The organism is Dactylosporangium sp. NPDC006015, assembly GCF_040614215.1.
Lineage (GTDB): Bacteria > Actinomycetota > Actinomycetes > Mycobacteriales > Micromonosporaceae > Dactylosporangium > Dactylosporangium maewongense.
Window position 1 is genome coordinate 69,821 of the sequence record NZ_JBEXUD010000030.1, and the last position, 17,627, is coordinate 87,447.

17 protein-coding genes are annotated in these 17,627 nt (G+C 72.7%); 12 read left to right on the forward strand and 5 right to left on the reverse strand.

The window, feature by feature from the left end:
• Positions 1-2,196: 2,196 nt before the first annotated feature.
• The 4 genes from ABZ321_RS38605 to ABZ321_RS38620 all read right to left on the reverse strand — a co-directional run bounded on the left by ABZ321_RS38605 (position 2,197) and on the right by ABZ321_RS38620 (position 7,282).
• Complete coding sequence (locus ABZ321_RS38605) at positions 2,197-2,574, reverse strand: STAS domain-containing protein (RefSeq protein WP_344501537.1); 378 nt, start codon at positions 2,572-2,574, stop codon at positions 2,197-2,199.
• Between the two features lie 213 nt (positions 2,575-2,787).
• The gene (locus tag ABZ321_RS38610) at positions 2,788-3,360 is read right to left on the reverse strand and encodes an isochorismatase family protein (protein ID WP_344501536.1); all 573 of its coding nucleotides are present in this window, start codon (positions 3,358-3,360) and stop codon (positions 2,788-2,790) included.
• The gene (locus ABZ321_RS38615; RefSeq protein ID WP_354900521.1) at positions 3,357-4,661 is read right to left on the reverse strand and encodes a nicotinate phosphoribosyltransferase; all 1,305 of its coding nucleotides are present in this window, start codon (positions 4,659-4,661) and stop codon (positions 3,357-3,359) included. The genes ABZ321_RS38610 and ABZ321_RS38615 overlap by 4 nt, the downstream gene beginning before the upstream one ends.
• On the reverse strand, positions 4,658-7,282 hold the full coding sequence (locus tag ABZ321_RS38620; RefSeq protein WP_354900523.1) for a LuxR C-terminal-related transcriptional regulator: 2,625 nt from the start codon (positions 7,280-7,282) through the stop codon (positions 4,658-4,660). The genes ABZ321_RS38615 and ABZ321_RS38620 overlap by 4 nt, the downstream gene beginning before the upstream one ends.
• Positions 7,283-7,441: 159 nt before the next feature.
• Here ABZ321_RS38620 and ABZ321_RS38625 point away from each other — a divergent pair, with 159 nt between their 5' ends.
• The 6 genes from ABZ321_RS38625 to ABZ321_RS38650 all read left to right on the forward strand — a co-directional run bounded on the left by ABZ321_RS38625 (position 7,442) and on the right by ABZ321_RS38650 (position 11,731).
• Positions 7,442-8,926 carry a dynamin family protein gene (locus ABZ321_RS38625; RefSeq protein WP_354900525.1) on the forward strand — a complete coding sequence of 495 codons (1,485 nt, stop codon included), beginning with the start codon at positions 7,442-7,444 and terminating at the stop codon, positions 8,924-8,926.
• 15 nt (positions 8,927-8,941) lie between these two features.
• Positions 8,942-9,238: an ATP-dependent Clp protease adapter ClpS gene (clpS, locus tag ABZ321_RS38630; protein ID WP_344501532.1), complete on the forward strand. Its 297-nt coding sequence runs from the start codon at positions 8,942-8,944 to the stop codon at positions 9,236-9,238.
• An 85-nt stretch (positions 9,239-9,323) separates the two neighbouring features.
• Entirely contained in the window at positions 9,324-9,824 is a 501-nt protein-coding gene (locus ABZ321_RS38635; protein WP_344501531.1) for a DUF2017 domain-containing protein, read from the forward strand.
• Between the two features lie 80 nt (positions 9,825-9,904).
• The gene (locus tag ABZ321_RS38640) at positions 9,905-10,396 is read left to right on the forward strand and encodes a M67 family metallopeptidase (RefSeq protein ID WP_344501530.1); all 492 of its coding nucleotides are present in this window, start codon (positions 9,905-9,907) and stop codon (positions 10,394-10,396) included.
• Between the two features lie 66 nt (positions 10,397-10,462).
• A complete protein-coding gene (locus tag ABZ321_RS38645) occupies positions 10,463-10,774 on the forward strand; it encodes a MoaD family protein (RefSeq protein ID WP_344501529.1) in 312 nt (103 codons plus the stop codon).
• Between the two features lie 6 nt (positions 10,775-10,780).
• Entirely contained in the window at positions 10,781-11,731 is a 951-nt protein-coding gene (locus ABZ321_RS38650; RefSeq protein WP_344501528.1) for a cysteine synthase, read from the forward strand.
• A gap of 6 nt (positions 11,732-11,737) precedes the next feature.
• Here ABZ321_RS38650 and ABZ321_RS38655 read toward each other — a convergent pair whose 3' ends face one another.
• Positions 11,738-12,085 (reverse strand): hypothetical protein, encoded by a 348-nt coding sequence (locus tag ABZ321_RS38655; protein ID WP_344501527.1) that lies wholly within the window; start codon positions 12,083-12,085, stop codon positions 11,738-11,740.
• Between the two features lie 315 nt (positions 12,086-12,400).
• Between ABZ321_RS38655 and ABZ321_RS38660 the strand changes: the two genes are divergently transcribed.
• The 6 genes from ABZ321_RS38660 to rdgB all read left to right on the forward strand — a co-directional run bounded on the left by ABZ321_RS38660 (position 12,401) and on the right by rdgB (position 17,618).
• Positions 12,401-13,153, forward strand: coding sequence for an MBL fold metallo-hydrolase (locus ABZ321_RS38660; RefSeq protein WP_344501526.1), 753 nt, complete (start codon positions 12,401-12,403; stop codon positions 13,151-13,153).
• Positions 13,154-13,219: 66 nt separating this feature from the next.
• A complete protein-coding gene (locus ABZ321_RS38665; protein ID WP_344501525.1) occupies positions 13,220-14,359 on the forward strand; it encodes a glycosyltransferase family 1 protein in 1,140 nt (379 codons plus the stop codon).
• Entirely contained in the window at positions 14,356-15,471 is a 1,116-nt protein-coding gene (locus ABZ321_RS38670) for a glycosyltransferase (RefSeq protein WP_354900529.1), read from the forward strand. The genes ABZ321_RS38665 and ABZ321_RS38670 overlap by 4 nt, the downstream gene beginning before the upstream one ends.
• Positions 15,468-16,283 carry an SGNH/GDSL hydrolase family protein gene (locus ABZ321_RS38675; RefSeq protein ID WP_344501523.1) on the forward strand — a complete coding sequence of 272 codons (816 nt, stop codon included), beginning with the start codon at positions 15,468-15,470 and terminating at the stop codon, positions 16,281-16,283. The genes ABZ321_RS38670 and ABZ321_RS38675 overlap by 4 nt, the downstream gene beginning before the upstream one ends.
• Positions 16,284-16,296: 13 nt before the next feature.
• Positions 16,297-17,025 (forward strand): ribonuclease PH, encoded by a 729-nt coding sequence (gene rph, locus ABZ321_RS38680; protein WP_344501522.1) that lies wholly within the window; start codon positions 16,297-16,299, stop codon positions 17,023-17,025.
• Complete coding sequence (rdgB, locus tag ABZ321_RS38685) at positions 17,022-17,618, forward strand: RdgB/HAM1 family non-canonical purine NTP pyrophosphatase (protein ID WP_354900531.1); 597 nt, start codon at positions 17,022-17,024, stop codon at positions 17,616-17,618. The genes rph and rdgB overlap by 4 nt, the downstream gene beginning before the upstream one ends.
• Positions 17,619-17,627 lie beyond the last annotated feature (9 nt).

A 17,627-nucleotide genomic window follows, 5' to 3' on the forward strand; every position in this document is an offset into this window, starting at 1 on the left:
CCTCGCGCCGCTTCTCGCCTCGCGCCGCTTCTCGCCTCGCGCCGCTTCTCGCCTCGCGCCGCTTCTCGCCTCGCGCCGCTTCTCGCCTCGCGCCGCTTCTCGCCTCGCGCCGTGACGCTTTCTGCCTCGCGCCACGCCACGTCGCTTCCCGCCCCGGTGCCTGCGCGCCGGCTTCCGCACGGTTCCGCCCGCCACTGATTCCTGCGGCCCGCCGGCTCCCACCCCACCCTTCCCCGCTCCGCCCGCCGGTGCCTGCGCCGCGCCGACTCCCGCCCCGCTCCGCCTGCGCTGGTTCCTGAGCCGCGCTGGCTCCTGACCGGCCTGGCTCCCGCCCGCTCCGGCTCCCATCCCGCTCCGATCCCGTGCCCGCCCGCGCTGGTTCCTGCGCCGGCTCCTGCCCCGCACTGGCTCCCGCCCCGGGCCGCCCGCGCGTCGCGCCGCGTCTCACCAGGTTTGCGCTTCGCCTGCTTCCGCTCTGGACCGGCTTCCACTCGGCTCGGCCTCTGCACTGGTTCCTTGCGCCGCACTGGTTCCTGGGCTGCGGCGCACCAGCTTGCGCTTCGCGGTGGTCCGCTCCGCTTCGCGGTGGTGTCGGTTTCTGCTCCGGGCTGGCTTCCGCTCCGCTTTGCCGGTGCCGGTCCCCGAGTCGTGCCGTGCGGGCCCCTGGTCTGCCTCATGCCTGCTTGCACTTCGCGTGATGTCCGCTCCGCTTCGCGGTGGTGTCGGCTTCCGGGCCAGGCCGGCTCCGCTCCACTTGGGCCGGTCCCCGAGCCGGCTTGCGCGCTGCGGCGGTGCCCGCTCCGCTTTGGTGGCGTTCGCTCACGCCAACTCCGGCTTCTGTGCCGCCCGGCTCCCGCGCTGCCCGGCTCCCGCGCTGCCCGGCTCCCGCGCTGCCCGGCTCCCGCGCTGCCCGGCTCCCGCGCCGCGCTGTCAGCGGCGGTTGCATGTGCCTCCTGGCGGTGGCGGGTTCCAGTGCCAAGGACCGGGTGCGCGCATCGATGACACATGCTGGCCTCCGCGCCGCTACGTGCCGCTTCCTGCGCCGGTCCTGGCTTCCGGGCGCGTCAGGTCCCGAGCTGGCTTGCGCTCTGCGGTGGGGTCCGCTCCGCCACGGTGGTGTTCGCTCGCGCCGACTTCGGCTTCCGTGCAGCCTGGCTCCTGCGCCGTGGCGGCTCCTGCTTCGCGCTGTCATCGGCGGTGTACGTGCTCCCTGATGACGGGCGGATTCCAGGGCAAGGGATCAGTTCACGCGTCAACGACAGGCACAGGCTTCCGCGCAGGCTCCTGCTGCGCGCCGACTTCCTGCTGCGTGGCGGCTCCTGCTCTGGTGTCGGCTTCCGAGCCGCGCAAGCTCCCGAGCCGGCGTGCGCTCTGCGGTGGCGTTCGCTCCGCTCGCGTCGACTTCGGCTTCCGTGCAGCCTGGCTGCTGTCGACGGCGGCTGAAACGTGACCCCTGGCCGTGGGCGGGTTCCGGGGCCAGAGGGCGGTTTCACGCGTCAACGACGTGCACCGCTTCCGCGTCGCTCCGCGCTGGATCCTGCACCGGGGCGGCTTGGGCTCTGTGGTGTCCGCTTCGTTTCGGCTCACGCTTCGTGGTGCTTCGGCTTCGTGCCGCTATGTCGGCGGGCGCTCCGTGGCGGTGTCTGGGTGGTGGTGTCCGAGAGCTCCACTCGCGATTGCGCTGGGGGCCTGCTGTGTCGTCCTGTGTCGCTGGGGTCGTGGGCGATGGGATGTGGACCGGCCGGTGTCATCTCTCGATCACGGCGGCGTCGTGGGGTCGATCGGTGGGACGGCGGACAGGGCGCCGCTCGAGTGTGGGGTGGTGGGACGGCCGCGTGGGGGTCGGCGCCGGGCGGGGCGGTTCGAGTCTTGGCGGGACTCAGGCAGCCGTCGAGCGCTCGGGGGTGCCGTGATCAGTGATCGAGGGGTGGTTCCGGTTGTCATGGTGACCGGACGTATCAGTCGATCACGGGGCGGCGGGGAGTCGTCCTACCAATCCGTAGCGGGACGGTTGCCGTGGGTGGGTGACGGGGCGTAGTGAACGGTGGGCGGGGTGAGGCGCTGCGGGAAGGGGGCTGCGGAGCGCTCAGCAGGCCGCTGCGGGGCGTAAACCGGCGACCGCAGAGGCAGGGGAGGAGACAGCGCGGACCTTGGACGTGCGGGGTCCAAGGTCCGGGTCGCGTTGCCCTGGTGGTGTCAGGCGGGCTGGGTGACGCCGCGCTCGCGGGGCTGGGGAAGCCGGCCGGAGACAGTGCCCGGCGGGATCGGGACCCCGAGGATGTCGCTGACCCCGACCACCGCGAACAGCCGCGCGATGAACGGGTTTGGTCGGCGAATGTGCAGCTTGACGCCCATGCTGTGGCAGATGCGCTTGGCGACCACGAGGGTGCCGATGCCGGTGGAGTCGAGGAACGTGACGCCGGCGAGGTCGATGACGAGCGTGTCGATGTTGCCGTCGAGCACTGAACTCACCGCTGTGCGAAGCTCCTGAGCGGTCTCATAGTCGATTTCGCCGCTCAAGGTCAGCAGTGCTTCGCGCTGATCCGAGGGGCGAGTTTCGATCGACAACTTCACGTGACCCTCCTGGTGCTGAGTCGTCCACCATGGACGACCCTTCGAGGTCCCGCAAGCGTAGCGAAGTCTTCCCTGTTTCGCCACGCTCCGTGTAGGTGGTCCTTACGTTGTGAGGTGAGAATTCTTCACGTCGGGTGCGGAACCGCTTGCCGGGATGACGGTACACGTCGGTTGTTACACGGCAAGTCCAGTCGTGTGCCATCCACCGGATGGTCAGCTTGCCGATACGACCGGTTCACCCACAAGGGTCACCCCAGCGGTGCGCAGCTCAGCAAGGGCGGCGTCCACCGTGGGCCGGGCGACGCCCGCGGTGAGGTCCAGCAGCACAGATGTAACAAAGCCTTCGCGTTTCGCATCGATGGCAGTCGCTCGCACGCAGTGGTCGGTGGCGATGCCGACCACGTCGACCTCGGAGACCGATCGGGCGCGGAGCCAGGACGCGAGGTCGACGCCGGACGATGATCCCTGGAAGCCGGAGTACGCCGCCGAGTACTCGCCCTTGGTGAACACGGCCTCGACGCGGGACACGTCCAGTGACGGGTGGAAGTCGACGCCGCCGGTGCCGACCACGCAGTGGACGGGCCACGTCGACACGTAGTCCGGCGGGTCGCCGAAGTGCCCGGCGGGGCTGATGTGGTGGTCCTGGGTGGCCACCACGTGGTCCCAGGCGCCGCCGGCCACGGCTGCGGAGATCGCGGCCGCGACGCCGGCGCCGCCGCCGACGGCGAGCGAGCCGCCCTCGCAGAAGTCGTTCTGCACGTCAACGATGATCAAGGCGCGAGTCACAGGGAGCCCCCAAGCATCTGGACGGGAACCGCCGGGTCGCCGGCGGACAGCTTCAGCCCCTCCCAGGGGATCGAGATGAGGCACTGGCGCAGGTGCTCGCGGGAGGTGGCGAGGTCGGGCAGGTCGGGCACCAGCTCGCCGCCGCGGACGAAGGCCCGCTGCAGGAGCCGGTCGTTGGGTTCGGCGGTGGGCGTGCCCATCGACACGACGACCTCCTCGGTCGCGGTGCCGGTCGGCTTGTGCCGGCGGACGGCGGTCTTGCGGCCGCCGACCGTGCCCTTGTTCTCCGAGCGCTTGACCACCGGGCGGCCGTCGACCTCGACCAGCTTGTAGACCAGGCCGGCGGTCGGGGCGCCGGAGCCGACGACGACGGCTGTGCCCGCGCCGTACGCGTCGACGGGCTCTGCCGCGAGGGCCGCGATCGCATACTCGTCGAGGTCGCCGGAGACGATGATCTGGGTCTCGGTCGCGCCGAGGGAGTCCAGGAGCGCGCGGGAGTGCGCGGCGAGGACGGACAGGTCGCCGGAGTCGATGCGCACGGCCCGCAGGTCGGGGCCCGCGACCTCGATGGCGTTGCGGATGCCCTGGGCGATGTCGTACGTGTCGACGAGCAGCGTCGTCTGCTTGCCGAGCGTCGCGACCTGGGAGGCGAACGCGGCCTGCTCGGTGTCGTGCAGCAGCGTGAAGGCGTGCGCGGCGGTGCCGGTCGTCGGGATGCCGTAGCGCCGGCCGGCCTCGAGGTTGGAGGTGTACGCGAACCCGGCCAGATAAGCGGCTCGCGCCGCGGCCACCGCGGCCTCCTCGTGCGTGCGCCGGGAGCCCATCTCGATCACGGAGCGGCCGCGGGCGGCGGTGACCATGCGGGCGGCGCCGGCCGCGATCGCGCTGTCGTGGTTGAGGACCGACAGGATCAGCGTCTCCAGCACGACGCACTCGGCGAACGTGCCGCTGACCGTGAGGATCGGCGAGCCGGGGAAGAACAGCTCGCCCTCGGCATAGCCGTCGATGTCGCCGGTGAACCGGTAGGCCGCCAGCCACTCGGCGGTGTCGGCGGAGACGATCCCGCGGGACTGCAGGAACTCGACGTCGGCGGGGTCGAAGCGGAAGTCCTGCACGTGGGCGAGCAGGCGCCCGATGCCGGCCACGACACCGTACCGCCGCCCGGTCGGGAGGCGGCGGGCGAACACCTCGAAGACGCAGCGGCGCGACGCGGTCCCGTCGCGCAGCGCCGCCGACAGCATCGTCAGCTCGTAGTGGTCGGTCAGCAGCGCGCTTGTCGTCACGCCACCAAGACTATTCACTCCTCGGGTGGCAGCGAGCGCAGGGCGGCGGCCAGTTCTGCGCGCCCCGTCACACCGAGCTTGGCGTAGACGCGCATGAGGTGGTTGTCGACGGTGCGGGAGGACAGGTACAGCTGGTCCGCGATCTCCTTCGACGGCACACCGGCGGCGGCGAGCCGGGCGATCTGCCGCTCGCGGCCGGTGAGCATGGGCTGCGGCACGACCAGCGCCGGCGTGGCCGCGGCCGGGCAGAGGACCCGCAGCTCGGCGAGGCGCTGCGCGGCCCGTGGCGTCTGCGGCGACCGGATGCTCCGCAGCAGGGTGACCGCACCGGCGGCGGCCTCCGCGGCGTACAGGTTGAGCTCCTGGTCGGCGAACTCCTCGGCGACCGCGAGGAGGCTGCCGCCGTCCTCGCCGGCCATCGCCCGCACGTGCCAGGCCATCGAGGGGGCGATGCGGCCCTCGACGGTGTGCGACAGCGCGTCGAGCCGGTCGGTGACCTCGCGGGCGAAGCCGAGCCGGCCCAGGTGGTACAGCGCGGACATCTCGTGCGCGGCGAACCCGTCGCCGCGGGTGCGGGCCGCGAGCAGCCGCAGGACCTCGGCGGCGGTCGGCACGTCACCGGAGGCGACCGCGACCCACGCCCTGGCCTCCTCGAGCCACGGGTACAGCACCTCCATCGAGCGGTAGTGCGACGCCTCGGCGATCGCGAACGCCTCCGCGGCGCCGGCCGCGTCCCCGGTGAGGGCGGCGACGTGCGCCCGCTCGGCGTGGGCGAGCGCGACGAAGACCTTGCCGGTGGCCAGGGCCGCGCAGGCCTGCGACGCGGCCCGGGCCGCCTCGGTGAGCCGGCCGCGGAGGCGGGCCGCCTGGGCGCGGACGATCTGCAGGTAGCCGGAGCCCATGTTGAAGTTGCCGGCGTCGGCCATGCCGGCGAACTCGGCGGCGACGATCGCGTCGACGGCCTCCAGGTCGGCGGCGAGGATCATGGCGGTGCCGCGGGAGAGCTCGATGCCGAGCTGGAAGTACGGCAGCTCGACCCGCCACTGCGCCGCCTCGGCGTCGACCGCCGCGAGGGCCTTGACGGTCTGCACCGGTGTGCCGCGCATGGCCTGCAGCTGGGCCATGTTGCTGCGGGCGAGGGCCCGCGGGCCGGGGGCGCTGGCCGCGCTGTCGAGGACCTGGCGGGCGAGGGTGAGCGCCTGGGCGTTGTCGCCCCGGTGCAGCCGCATCGTCGACTCCACGGCCAGCACCAGGGAGCGTTCGCGCAGGTCGCTCAGCTCGTGCGCCTTGCGGTCGATGTCGTCGACGGTGTCCGGGTCGCCGAGACCCCACTGGGCGGTGATGTGCCGGATGGCGAGCCACCGGCTGCGCTGGGACTCCTCGACGGTCTGGTCCTGGTTGGCGTCGAGGATCGCGACGGCTTCCTCGGGCATGTTGACGAACATCAGGATCGTCGCGAGGGTCTCCGCGGCGTCGAACCCGCCGCCGGCCGCGAGGGCGGCCTTGCCCAGCCGCATCGCCAGGGCCATGTCATAGGTGGCGAACGCGAGCCGGCACGCCATGAGCAGCTGCTGGGGGTCGCGGGCGGTGTCGCTGTCCAGCCGCCAGACGGCGACGCGGAGCAGGTCGTCGCGGCGCCGGGCGCCGCTGTCCTCCACCAGGCCGGCCAGGTCGGCGAGCAGCCGGCGGACCCGGGTCACGGGGCAGCGGCGGCGCACGACCTCGCCGTACAGGGGATGCGCGAGGCGGACCGTGGTGCGGCGGTCCTCGACGACGACGCGGATCAGCTGCCGCTCCTCGGCGGTCTCCACGGTGTTCAGGTCGGTGGCGTTGACCAGCAGCGGCAGCCCGATCGGCTCGCCGAACGCGACCAGCTCCAGCACCGCTCGCTCCTGCGGGGTGAGCTTGCCGATGCGGGCGTCCACCACCTCGGTCAGCGTGGGGGCGAGGTCGACCTTGCCCGTCCAGCGCTGCATCCCGTAGCTCTCGATGATCTCGCCGCTGGCGTGCGCGGCGATGACCAGCTCGCGCAGCAGCAGCGCGTTGCCCTGCGACAGCTGCTGGAGCCGGTCGACGGAGGCCGAGTCGACCGGGCCGCCGAGCACCTGCTGGAGCAGGTCGGAGGTCTCCTGCAGGGTCAGCGGGGTCAGCTCGATCCGCTCGACCAGGTCGTCCTTCCACAGGGCGCTGATCGGGTCGTGCACGGGCTCGCCGGTGCGCACGGTGCCGATCACCGTCGCGTTCTCGGACCTGGCGACGTAGTACACGAGCGCGGCCGACAACGGGTCGAGCAGGTGGGCGTCGTCGATGGCGACGACGATCGGCCGGCCGGCCGCCTGCCGGTGCAGCGCGTCGACGGCCCAGCGGAGCAGGCCGGCCGGCGAGCCGCCAGAGGGCTGGTCCGGTGGCAGCACCTGGGCCAGGCCGCCCAGCGGTAGGCCCGCCGTCGCCGCGTTGGCGGTCGCCGTCCAGACGGCGAGTCTGTCCTGGTCGAGGGCGTTGACACCCTCGCGCAGCAATCGGCTCTTGCCGATGCCTGGCGGGCCGCCCAAAATTAGTCCGCGACCGGTTGAGCCGGTGGCTGCCTCGGCGAGGCGGACCAGTTCAGCGTTTCGACCGACAAAGCTCCAGGGGGGCACCGTCGCAGCATATCGATAGGTCGATTACTGCGCGTACCCGCCGATGTTTGAACTTGAGTAGTGCGTTTGGTCTCAGTTGAGTAGCTCGAGTACTGCCTCCGTAAGTGGCTGTTCACGTAGCGTTCCGATGCTTACCGGCCGTGCACGAGGAGGTCGCACATGGGGTCTGGGGTCATGCAGGCGCCGCTGATCGATCTGACAGTCACGACGCCCGGGGGGCCGGTGTCCGCCATGCCGGTCCGCGGCAGCAGAAGTCACCGGCAGTCCGAGCCACGTCAGGCGGCGGGCGCCGGCAGCTTCGCGGTGATCGCCGGCTCGCCCCGCAGCGGCAAGACAGCCCTGCTCAATGCCTTGATCCGGCGCGCCGAGCCGGCTCCGGCGGGCGACGCCTGGCTGGTCTTCCGGCACGGCGACAAGGCCGAGACCCGCGTGTTCGTCCCGGGTCACCGCGAGGCGCGTGCCGCCCTGGTCCCCGGCCAGCGCGACCCGCGGCCCGGCCCGACGCGGCCCGCCCGCCGCATCGAGATCAACCACTCCTCGAGCCTGCTCAAGCGCGTCGCGCTGGTCGACACGCCCGGCAGCGGGGGCCTGGATGCCGCCAACGCCGAGATCGTGCTCGACGCCGCCGAGCGGGGCCTCGGGCTGCTGTTCGTCGTCGACGCCGCGGCCCCGCTCGCCCGCGCCGACCTGGACCTGCTCGCCGCCGCCGCGGACCGGGCCGGCCGGATCGCGTTCGTGCTCACCCGCATCGACCAGCACGACGCCTGGCCCGAGATGCTGGTCGCCAACCGGGCGCTGCTCGCCTCCCGCGGCCAGCGCCTGGCGTCCGCACCCTGGTTCCCGGTGTCGCTGGACCCGGAGGCCGTCTTCGGCGTCGCCGAGCTGCGCCACGAGCTGGAGACCTGGGGCGAGGTGCGGCCCGCGCCGGTCGGGGTCGCCGCCGCGACCGTCTCCCGCGCCGGCGACGAGTGGCAGGAGCTGCTCGACCGCGAGATCGCCAACCGGCGGGTCGCCGCCGTGCAGCGCGTCTCCATCGACCTGGCGACCATCCACGTGCGGTGCGTGCAGGAGCTCGGCTCCGGCAAGGGCTGCCCGGAGCTGCCGTACGTGCTCGACCGCGAGCTGCACGCGCTGTCCGTGCGCACCACCCGCCAGCTGCGCGACGACACGCGCGAGGTGATCGCCGCGGTCTTCACCGAGCTGCTGGACACCGCGCCCGACGAGGTCGTCCTGGCCAGGATCGCCGCCGCGGCCCGCCGGGCGGTCGACTCCCTGCGCGACGACGGGCGCGACCGCGACCACGCGCTGCTGCTCACCGCCACCTCGGCGGTGGCCTCGATGGCCGGCGCGGCCGCGGTGGACAACCTCTGCGCCGTCGGCGGCGGCGAGCCGGCCGGCCAGGTGCTGCCGTCGCTGGGCGTCGCGCTCAACGCCAGCTGCTACGCGCTGTGGCAGCCGAAGAGCGCGCCGGGCGGGCCGCCGAAGCACGCGGACAAGAAGGACTGCCGGCGCTGGCTGCAGCACGCGCTGCGCGAGATCGAGGTCGAGATGGGTCACGAGCTGGGCGAGCGCTACACGGCACTGCGTCAGGCACTGGCCGCCATCGGTGGGGATGCGGTCGACCATGGCGTGCTGCTCGCTTGATGGCACCATGTTGGTATGGCGGCGCCGCAGGTCGTACCGATCGAAGAGACCCGTCTCGAGGCTGATGAGGTGCCCGAGACCGACCGTCCGTGGGTGACCGTGGTCTGGAACGATCCGGTCAACCTTATGAGCTACGTGACATGGGTCCTGCAGAAACTGTTCGGATTCAGCCGGGAGAAGGCCGAGCGTCTGATGCTCGACGTGCACCAAAAGGGCAAGGCGATCGTGTCCAGCGGGCCACGCGAGAAGATGGAGTACGACGCTTCCAGGCTGCAGGCCTACGGGCTGTGGGCGACGGTGGACAAGTCGTGACAGGTCCGGAGCGCAGCGCTGGAGCCGGGCACCGGGGGCACAGCGTCAGGTCGGGCCGCCGCCGGAGCGCAGCGGAGGTGGCGGCATGACGATGTTCGTTCGCAACGGGACCGTGTGCATCGCCCGGTTCGGCCCTGCCGAGGCCGCGGTGCTCAACGAGGTCATGCTCGAGGTCATCACGCTGCTGTCGGAGGGGTTCGACCGCGCCGACCCGGTGATCGCGCGGCTCTTCCCCGACATGTACCGCGACGACGCCGCCGCCTCGGAGGAGCTGCGCCGCTACCTGGAGGACGACCTCCGCTCGGCGAAGCTGGAGCAGGCGGCGCTGCTGCTGGACGTGCTGCCGGTGGAGGGCGGCGAGGTCGCACTCGACGAGGAGCAGGCCGAGGCGTGGCTGCGCGCGCTGACCGACGTCCGCCTGACGCTGGGCTCCCGGCTCGGGATCGACGACGACGACGTCGACGTCGAGGCGGAGCTCGACGAGGCGATCCTGAAGGACCCCACCTCCACGAGGGTCGGGCAGCTGTCGGTGTACCAGTACCTGACCTACCTCCAGGAGAGCCTCGTCGGCGCGCTGATGGCGTAGCTGCCCGGGCGGAGCGCGGCGCGGGCGGCGTGAGCGCGGTCACGAGCGAGTTGCCTTCAGGTTTCGGTAGGCTGTGGGGCGTGCTGACCATCGACGCCGCGATCCTCGACGCGATCGTTGCGCACGCCCGCCGGGACCACCCCGACGAGGCGTGCGGGATCGTCGCGGGTCCGGCCGGCTCGGACACTCCGGTCCGGCACGTGCCGATGGAGAATGCCGCCCGCTCCATGACGTTCTACGAGTTCGACTCGAAGGAGCAGCTGCGGCTGTGGCGCGAGATGGACGACGCGGACGAGGAGCCGGTGGTCGTCTACCACTCGCACACCGCCACCGAGGCCTACCCGTCGCGGACGGACGTGTCGTTCGCGGGTGAGCCGAATGCGCACTATCTGCTGGTTTCGACCCGCGACCCGGAGCAGACCGAGATCAGGTCGTTCCGCATCGTGGACGGAGCCGTCACCGAAGAGCCGGTTCAGGTAGTTAATGCAGTCGTGGACTCACACGCCGTCCAGTCATATCTCTTCGGGCAGAGCCCGACGACCGTCGACTACGAGTGTCGCGCAGGCAGCTGATCGCCGCCTGCCGTCGCACCATGTCCAGTCGTCCAGTTCACCGCTCGTACACAAGAGGAAATGATCATGGCTATCGAGGTTCGCATCCCGACCATCCTGCGCAGCTACACCGGCGGTGCCAAGACCGTCGAGGGTGCCGGTGACACCATCGCCGACCTGCTCGCCGACCTGGACAGCCGGCACTCGGGCATCAAGGCCCGCCTGCTGACCCCGGAGGGTGGCCTGCACCGCTTCGTCAACGTCTATGTCAACGACGAGGACGTCCGCTTCCTGGGCGCGCTCGACGCGAAGCTCAACGACGGCGACTCGGTGACGATCCTGCCCGCCGTGGCGGGTGGCGCGTTCGCGTTCGCGGCCGCCCACGCCCTGCGGGGCTGATCTGTCGTGGCGCGCTACGAGTCGGTGCTCGAGGCGTGCGGAAACACGCCGCTCATCGGGTTGCCCAGGCTGTCGCCGAGCCCGGAGGTCCGCCTCTGGGCCAAGCTCGAGGACCGCAACCCGACGGGCAGCGTGAAGGATCGGGTCGCGTTGTGGATGGTGAAGGCGGCCGAGGAAGCGGGCCGCCTCCGCCCCGGTGACACGATCATCGAGCCGACCAGCGGCAACACCGGCATCGCCCTGGCGATGGTGGCGAAGCTGCGCGGCTACCGCCTGGTCTGCGTCATGCCCGAGAACGTCTCGTCGGAGCGCACCGCGCTGCTGCGGATGTACGGCGCGGAGATCATCTTCTCCGAGGCCGCCGGCGGGTCCAACCGGGCCGTCGCGGTCGCGAAGGAGATCGCCGCGGAGCATCCCGACTGGGTGATGCTCTACCAGTACGGCAACGAGGCCAACGCCCGGGCGCACTACGAGACGACCGGTCCGGAGATCCTCCGGGACATGCCGACCATCACGCACTTCGTGGCCGGTCTCGGCACCACGGGCACGCTGATGGGCATCGGGCGCTACCTTCGCGAGAAGGTCGAGGACATCGAGATCATCGCCGCCGAGCCCCGCTACGGCGAGCTGGTCTACGGGCTGCGCAACCTCGACGAGGGCTACGTCCCGGAGCTGTACGACGCGACCGTCCTCACCAGGCGCTTCTCCGTCGGCACCCGCGACTCGGTGCTGCGGACCCGCCAGCTCGTCGAGGTCGAGGGCATGTTCGTGGGCTTCTCCGCCGGCGCGGTGCTGCACGCCGCCCTCGCGGTCGCCCACCAGGCGCTCAAGGCCGGCAAGCGGGCCGACGTGGTGTTCCTGGTCGCCGACGGCGGCTGGAAGTACCTGTCGACCGGCGCGTATGGCGGCACCCTCGCCGACGCCGAGTCGGCCCTCGACGGCCAGCTGTGGGCTTAGAGCGGCCTAGAGGCCCGTCACGATCCACCCGAGCAGCAGGCTCACCGAAGCGGCGCCGAGCAGAGCGAACGGCAGGCGCCGCTGGTGCACGCTGGCGAACGCGGCGATCGTGCACGCCAGGCCGACGAGCCCGATGACGATGACCGTCGGCGCGTACCAGCCCCGGGACGCGCTGACGAGTCCCACGAACGCCCGCAGCGCCACCGCCATGCCGCCGAGGCCGAGCAGCGCCGCCCAGCCGCAGACGGCGGCGAGGTGGCGCGGCTCCGGCGCCGGGTCGCGGTCCGTCGGCAGCCGGAAGGCGTCGGGAAGCTGCTGCCGCAGCCGCTTGGTCCTGGACACCTCGACGGTCACGTCCACTCCTGTTGCCCGGGGTCGTTTGGTGGCTTACGAATCCCAACGAGCCCGGGCGCCCGGCGTCACGCGACCCTGTCACGTTGGCGACATCTGCCGTCCGATCGTTCAGCCTTGCCTGCCAGTCCGGCGTAGGCTGCGCCACGTGACGGACTTGCCCATCGGCAGCAACCGGCCGGGCAACCCCCGCCGGTGCAGTCCGTCCGCGCCCGGTTGCTGTGCCGGTGCCGTCATCCGGCACCCCGGGTTGACGAACTATCCTCACCTGACCGGCGTGATCCACAGTGGCGCGCCCGCGTTGTTCTTAGGGGAAGCATGAGGCTCACCGTTCTCGGCTGCGCCGGCAGCTTCCCGGGACCCGAGGCGCCCTGCTCGGCGTATCTCGTCGAGGCGGACGGGTTCCGGCTGCTGGTGGACTTCGGCCCCGGGTCGATGTCGACGCTGCAACGGTTCTCCGGCCTCTACAACGTCGACGCCATCCTGCTCACGCACCTGCACTGCGACCACATGCTCGACGCGTGCTCCTACATAGTGGCCAGGCGCTACGCACCGTCCGGCCCGCTGCCGCCGCTGCCCGTCTACGCGCCGGTCGCCGCGCCCGAGCGCATCTCCGCCGCGTACGGCGGGGAGAACGAGCCGATGGCGATCAGCGACGTCTACACGTTCTACTCGCTGCAGCCGGGCAGCTTCCCGATCGGCCCGCTCCACGTCACCGTCGACCGGGTCAACCACCCGATAGAGACCTACGGCGTGCGCATCGAGCACGGGGGCCGGGTCATCACGTACTCCGCCGACACCGCCGCCTGCGACCAGCTGATCCGCCTCGCCCAGGGCGCGGACCTGTTCCTGTGCGAGGCGAGCTACCTCGACGGCGCCGACAACCCGCCGGACCTGCACCTCACCGGGCGCGAGGCGGCCGAGCACGCCACCAAGGCCGAGGTCGGCCGGCTGCTGCTGACGCACCTGGTGCCGGCGTGGGGGAGCGAGGCGCTGACCCTGGAGGCGGCGCAGGCCGCGTTCGACGGGCCGATCGACATCGTCCGGCCCGGCGCGAGGTACGACATTTAGGCAGCGTTCGCCGTTTGGTCAGTCGATGGTGGCCGCATGCACGGTCGCCGACCCCATGGTGTCGGCATGCGGATCGCGATCGTCACCGAATCGTTCCCGCCCGATGTGAACGGCGTCGCCCACTCCGTCGTACGGGTCGCCGAACACCTCGTCGCGCGAGGCCACGAGCCCCTCGTGATCGCCCCTCAGCCCTCCTCCGGGGCGCGGTCGGTCACCGGCGCCTTCCCGTACGAGATCATCCGGGTCCCCTCGGTCGCCACCCCCGGCTACGGGACCTTCCGGCTCGGCCTGCCCAGCCGTCGGCTGGCCGCCGCGCTGCGGGCCCACCGCACCGACCTGGTCCACCTGGCCAGCCCGTTCGTGCTCGGCGCCCGCGGCATGACGGTCGCCGCGTCGCTCGGCCTGCCGACCGTCGCCGTGTACCAGACGGACGTCCCCGCCTACGCCCGCCTGTACTACCACTCCGGCCTCGGCGAGCAGGCCGCGTGGCGGTGGCTGCGCCGCATCCACAACGCCGCCGACCGGACCCTCGCACCGTCCACCGCCGCCGCCACGGCCCTGCACAGCCACGGCATCGAGCGGGTCTGGCTGTGGCGCCGCGGCGTCGACGCCGCCCGCTTCGACCCCGGCCGCCGCAGCGCCGCCCTCCGCCGGGCCCTGCTGGGCACCGACCGGTCCGTGCTCGTCGGCTACGTCGGCCGGCTCGCCGTGGAGAAGCGCGTCGACCTGCTCGCGCCGCTGAGCCGCATCCCCGGCGTCCGCGTCGTGGTCGTCGGCGACGGCCCCGCCCGCGCCGCCCTGGAGCGCGCCATGCCCGGCGCCGCCTTCCTCGGCGAGCGCCGCGGCGACCAGCTCGCCCGGCTCTACGCCAGCCTCGACGTGTTCGCCCACACCGGGCCCTTCGAGACGTTCGGCCAGACGGTCCAGGAAGCCCTCGCATCGGGTGTTCCGGTGGTCGCCCCCGCCCAGGGCGGCCCGCTCGACCTCGTGGACGACGGCCGCACCGGGCTGCTGGTGCCGCCCTGCGACGCGCTGGCGTTGCGCGACGCGGTCACCGACCTGGTCGCCGACCCCGAGCGCCGGCAGGCGATGGGCCTCGCCGCCCGGGTCGCGGTCGCGGCCCGCAGCTGGTCGGCGGTCGGCGACGAGCTGATCCGGCACTACACCTCCGTCGTCCCGGTGACCGTGCCGGCGGTGTCCGCGTGAGGATCGTCCGCCTGGCGAACTTCGTCATGCCCCGGTCCGGCGGTCTCCGCACCGCCCTGCGCGCCCTCGGCGAGGGCTACGTCGCCGCGGGCCACGAGTCGATCCTGATCGTGCCCGGCGAGGAGCACTCCGACGTGTCCGACGCGCAGGGCCGGGTGATCACGCTGCCCGGCCCGGTCGTGCCCGGCACCGGCGGCTACCGGGTGCTCATCCACCGGCGCCGCCTCGCCAAGCTCCTCGACCGCCTCCAGCCCGACCGGCTGGAGGTCTCCGACCGGTTCACGCTGCGCTGGACCGGCCGCTGGGCCCGCGACCGGGGCATCCCCGCCGTCATGGTGTCGCACGAGAGCCTCGCCGGGCTGCTCAGCTTCGCCGGGCCGGTCGGGGCGGCCTGCGCTGACCTGCTCAACGCCCGCAGCCACCGCGCCTACGACCAGATCCTGTGCACCACCGCCTGGGCCGCGGCCGAGTTCGACCGGATCGGCGCCGGCAACCTCGTCCGCGTCCCGCTCGGCGTCGACCTCGGCCTGTTCCACCCCTCGCGGGCGTCGCCGGCCCTGCGCGCGCAGTTCGCGGCCCCCGGCCAGGTGCTGCTGGTGCACTGCGGCCGGCTCTCGACCGAGAAGCGCCCCGAACGCTCCGTCGAGGCCCTCATCGCCCTTCGCGCCCAGGGCGTCGACGCGGTCCTGGTCGTCGCCGGCGACGGGCCGCTGCGCCCCCGGCTGCAGGAGCTGGCCGAGAACTACGCAGGGCACGCGGTGCACTTCATGCAGTTCGTCGCCGACCGCACCGCCGTCGCCTCGCTCCTCGCCACCGCCGACGTGGTCCTCGCCCCCGGCCCGATCGAGACGTTCGGCCTCGCCGCGCTGGAGGCCCTCGCCTGCGGGACGCCCGTCGTCGTGTCCTCGGCATCGGCCCTGCCCGAAGTCATCGGCGGTGCCGGAGCGGCCGTCCTGTCGGATTTCGCGGCCGGTGTACTGGAGGTGCTGGCCCGACCCGCGGACGAGCGCCGGCGGGCCGCCCGGGACCGCGCCGAGCGGTACTCCTGGCCGGCGGCCGTCGCCGGGTTCCTCGCCGTGCACGACGTCCCCGTCTCGGCGGGTGTGCCGTGACCGTCTTCGTCGCGCTCGGCGACTCCACCACCGTCGGCTTCGGGGACAGGATGCCCGACGGCTCCTGGCGCGGCTGGGCACCGATCCTCGCCGCCGCGCTCGGCGCCCGGCTGCACAACATCGCCCGCAGCGGCGCCCAGAGCGCCGACGTCGTCACCGAACAGCTGCCCCGCGCCCTCGAGCTGCGCCCCGACGTCGCCGCCGTCCTCGTCGGCACCAACGACACGCTGCGCAGCCCGTTCGACGCCACGCGGGTCGCCCGCAACCTGGAGCGCACCGTCGCCGCCCTCCGCGCGACCGGCGCCGAGGTCCTCACCATCCGACTGCCGGACCCGGGCCGCATGTTCGGGCTGCCCGGCCCCCTGGCCCGCCCGCTCGCCCGGCGGATGCGCGACCTGAACGCCGCCGCGGACCTCGTCGCCGCCCGGCACGCCACCGTGCACTTCGACGCCGCGGGCAACACCGACTCGTACGACCGCCGCATGTGGAGCGTCGACCGCCTCCACCCGAGCGAACGGGGGCACCGCTTCCTCGCCTGCTCGTTCTTCGACCTGCTCGCGGCCCGCCTCGGCGGCGGCATCGGCACCCGCCCCGACCCGGCGCCGAGCAGCCCGCCGCCGACCCGCACCGCGCAGGCGTGGTGGATGGCGACCCAGGGCACCCGCTGGATGATCCGCCGCTCGACGGACCTGCTGCCGGGCCTGTTCGGCCTGGCCGTCACGGAGCTGCTGGGCCGCGACGCCGGCAACCTGTCCGCCGACCTCGCGCCCGAGCTCCCCCCGGGCCTGTCGCTGCCCGACCGGGTGGTTTGACTAGGCTGGACGCATGGCTCGTCCGGATGCTCGCGCAGCAGATCAACTTCGGCCCGTATCGATCACCCGCCAGTGGAGCATGCACCCGGAAGGGTCCGTGCTCATCGAGTTCGGCAACACCCGGGTGCTGTGCACGGCCAGCGTCACCGAAGGGGTGCCCCGCTGGCGGAAGGGTTCCGGGCTGGGCTGGCTCACCGCCGAGTACGCGATGCTGCCCCGCGCCACCACGACCCGCAACGACCGCGAGAGCGTCAAGGGCAAGATCGGCGGCCGTACCCACGAGATCTCCCGCCTCATCGGCCGCAGCCTCCGTGCCTGCATCGACCTCAAGGCCCTCGGCGAGAACTCGATCGTCCTCGACTGCGACGTCCTGCAGGCCGACGGCGGCACCCGCACCGCCGCCATCACCGGGGCCTACGTCGCCCTCGCCGACGCCGTCGCCTACCTGGCCGCCAACAAGAAGCTGGCCGGCAAGCCCGCGCAGGTCCTGCACCGCTCCGTCGCCGCCGTCAGCGTCGGCATCATCGCCGGCGAGCCGCGCCTCGACCTCTGCTACGAGGAGGACGTCATCGCCGACGTCGACATGAACGTCGTCTGCACTGGCGCCGGCGACTTCGTCGAGGTCCAGGGCACCGGCGAGCAGGCCGTGTTCTCGCGCGCCGAGCTCGACCTCCTCGTCGACCTGGGCGCCCTCGGCTGCGCGGAGCTCACCACCCTCCAGCAGAAGGCGATCGCCGGATGAAGCTGCTGCTCGCGACCCGCAACCAGAAGAAGCTCGTCGAGCTGCGCCGCGTCCTTGCCGAGGCCGCGCCGCACGTCTCGCTGGTCGGCCTCGACGACGTGCCCCCGTATCCGGAGTCCCCGGAGACCGGCCTCACCTTCGAGGAGAACGCCCTGCTCAAGGCCCGCGAGGCGGCCACCATCACCGGCCTGCCCAGCGTCGGCGACGACTCCGGCCTGGCCGTCGACGCCCTCAACGGCATGCCCGGCGTCTTCAGCGCCCGCTGGTCCGGCCTGCCCAGCGGCACCTCTGACCGCGACGGCGCCAACCTCCGCCTCGTCCTGGCCCAGGTCGCCGACGTCCCCGACGAGCACCTGGGCGGCGCCTTCGTCTGCGCCGCCGCCCTCGTCTGGCCCGACGGCCGCGAGCAGGTCTTCCGCGGCGAGATGCCCGGCCACCTGATCAGGTCCCCCCGCGGCGACGGCGGCTTCGGCTACGACCCGATCTTCGTCGCCGCCGGCTACGAGCTGACCACCGCCGAGCTTCCCCCCGCTGAGAAGGACGCCATCAGCCACCGCGGCAAGGCCTTCCGCGCCCTGGCCGCCACCCTCTGACCCACCCGT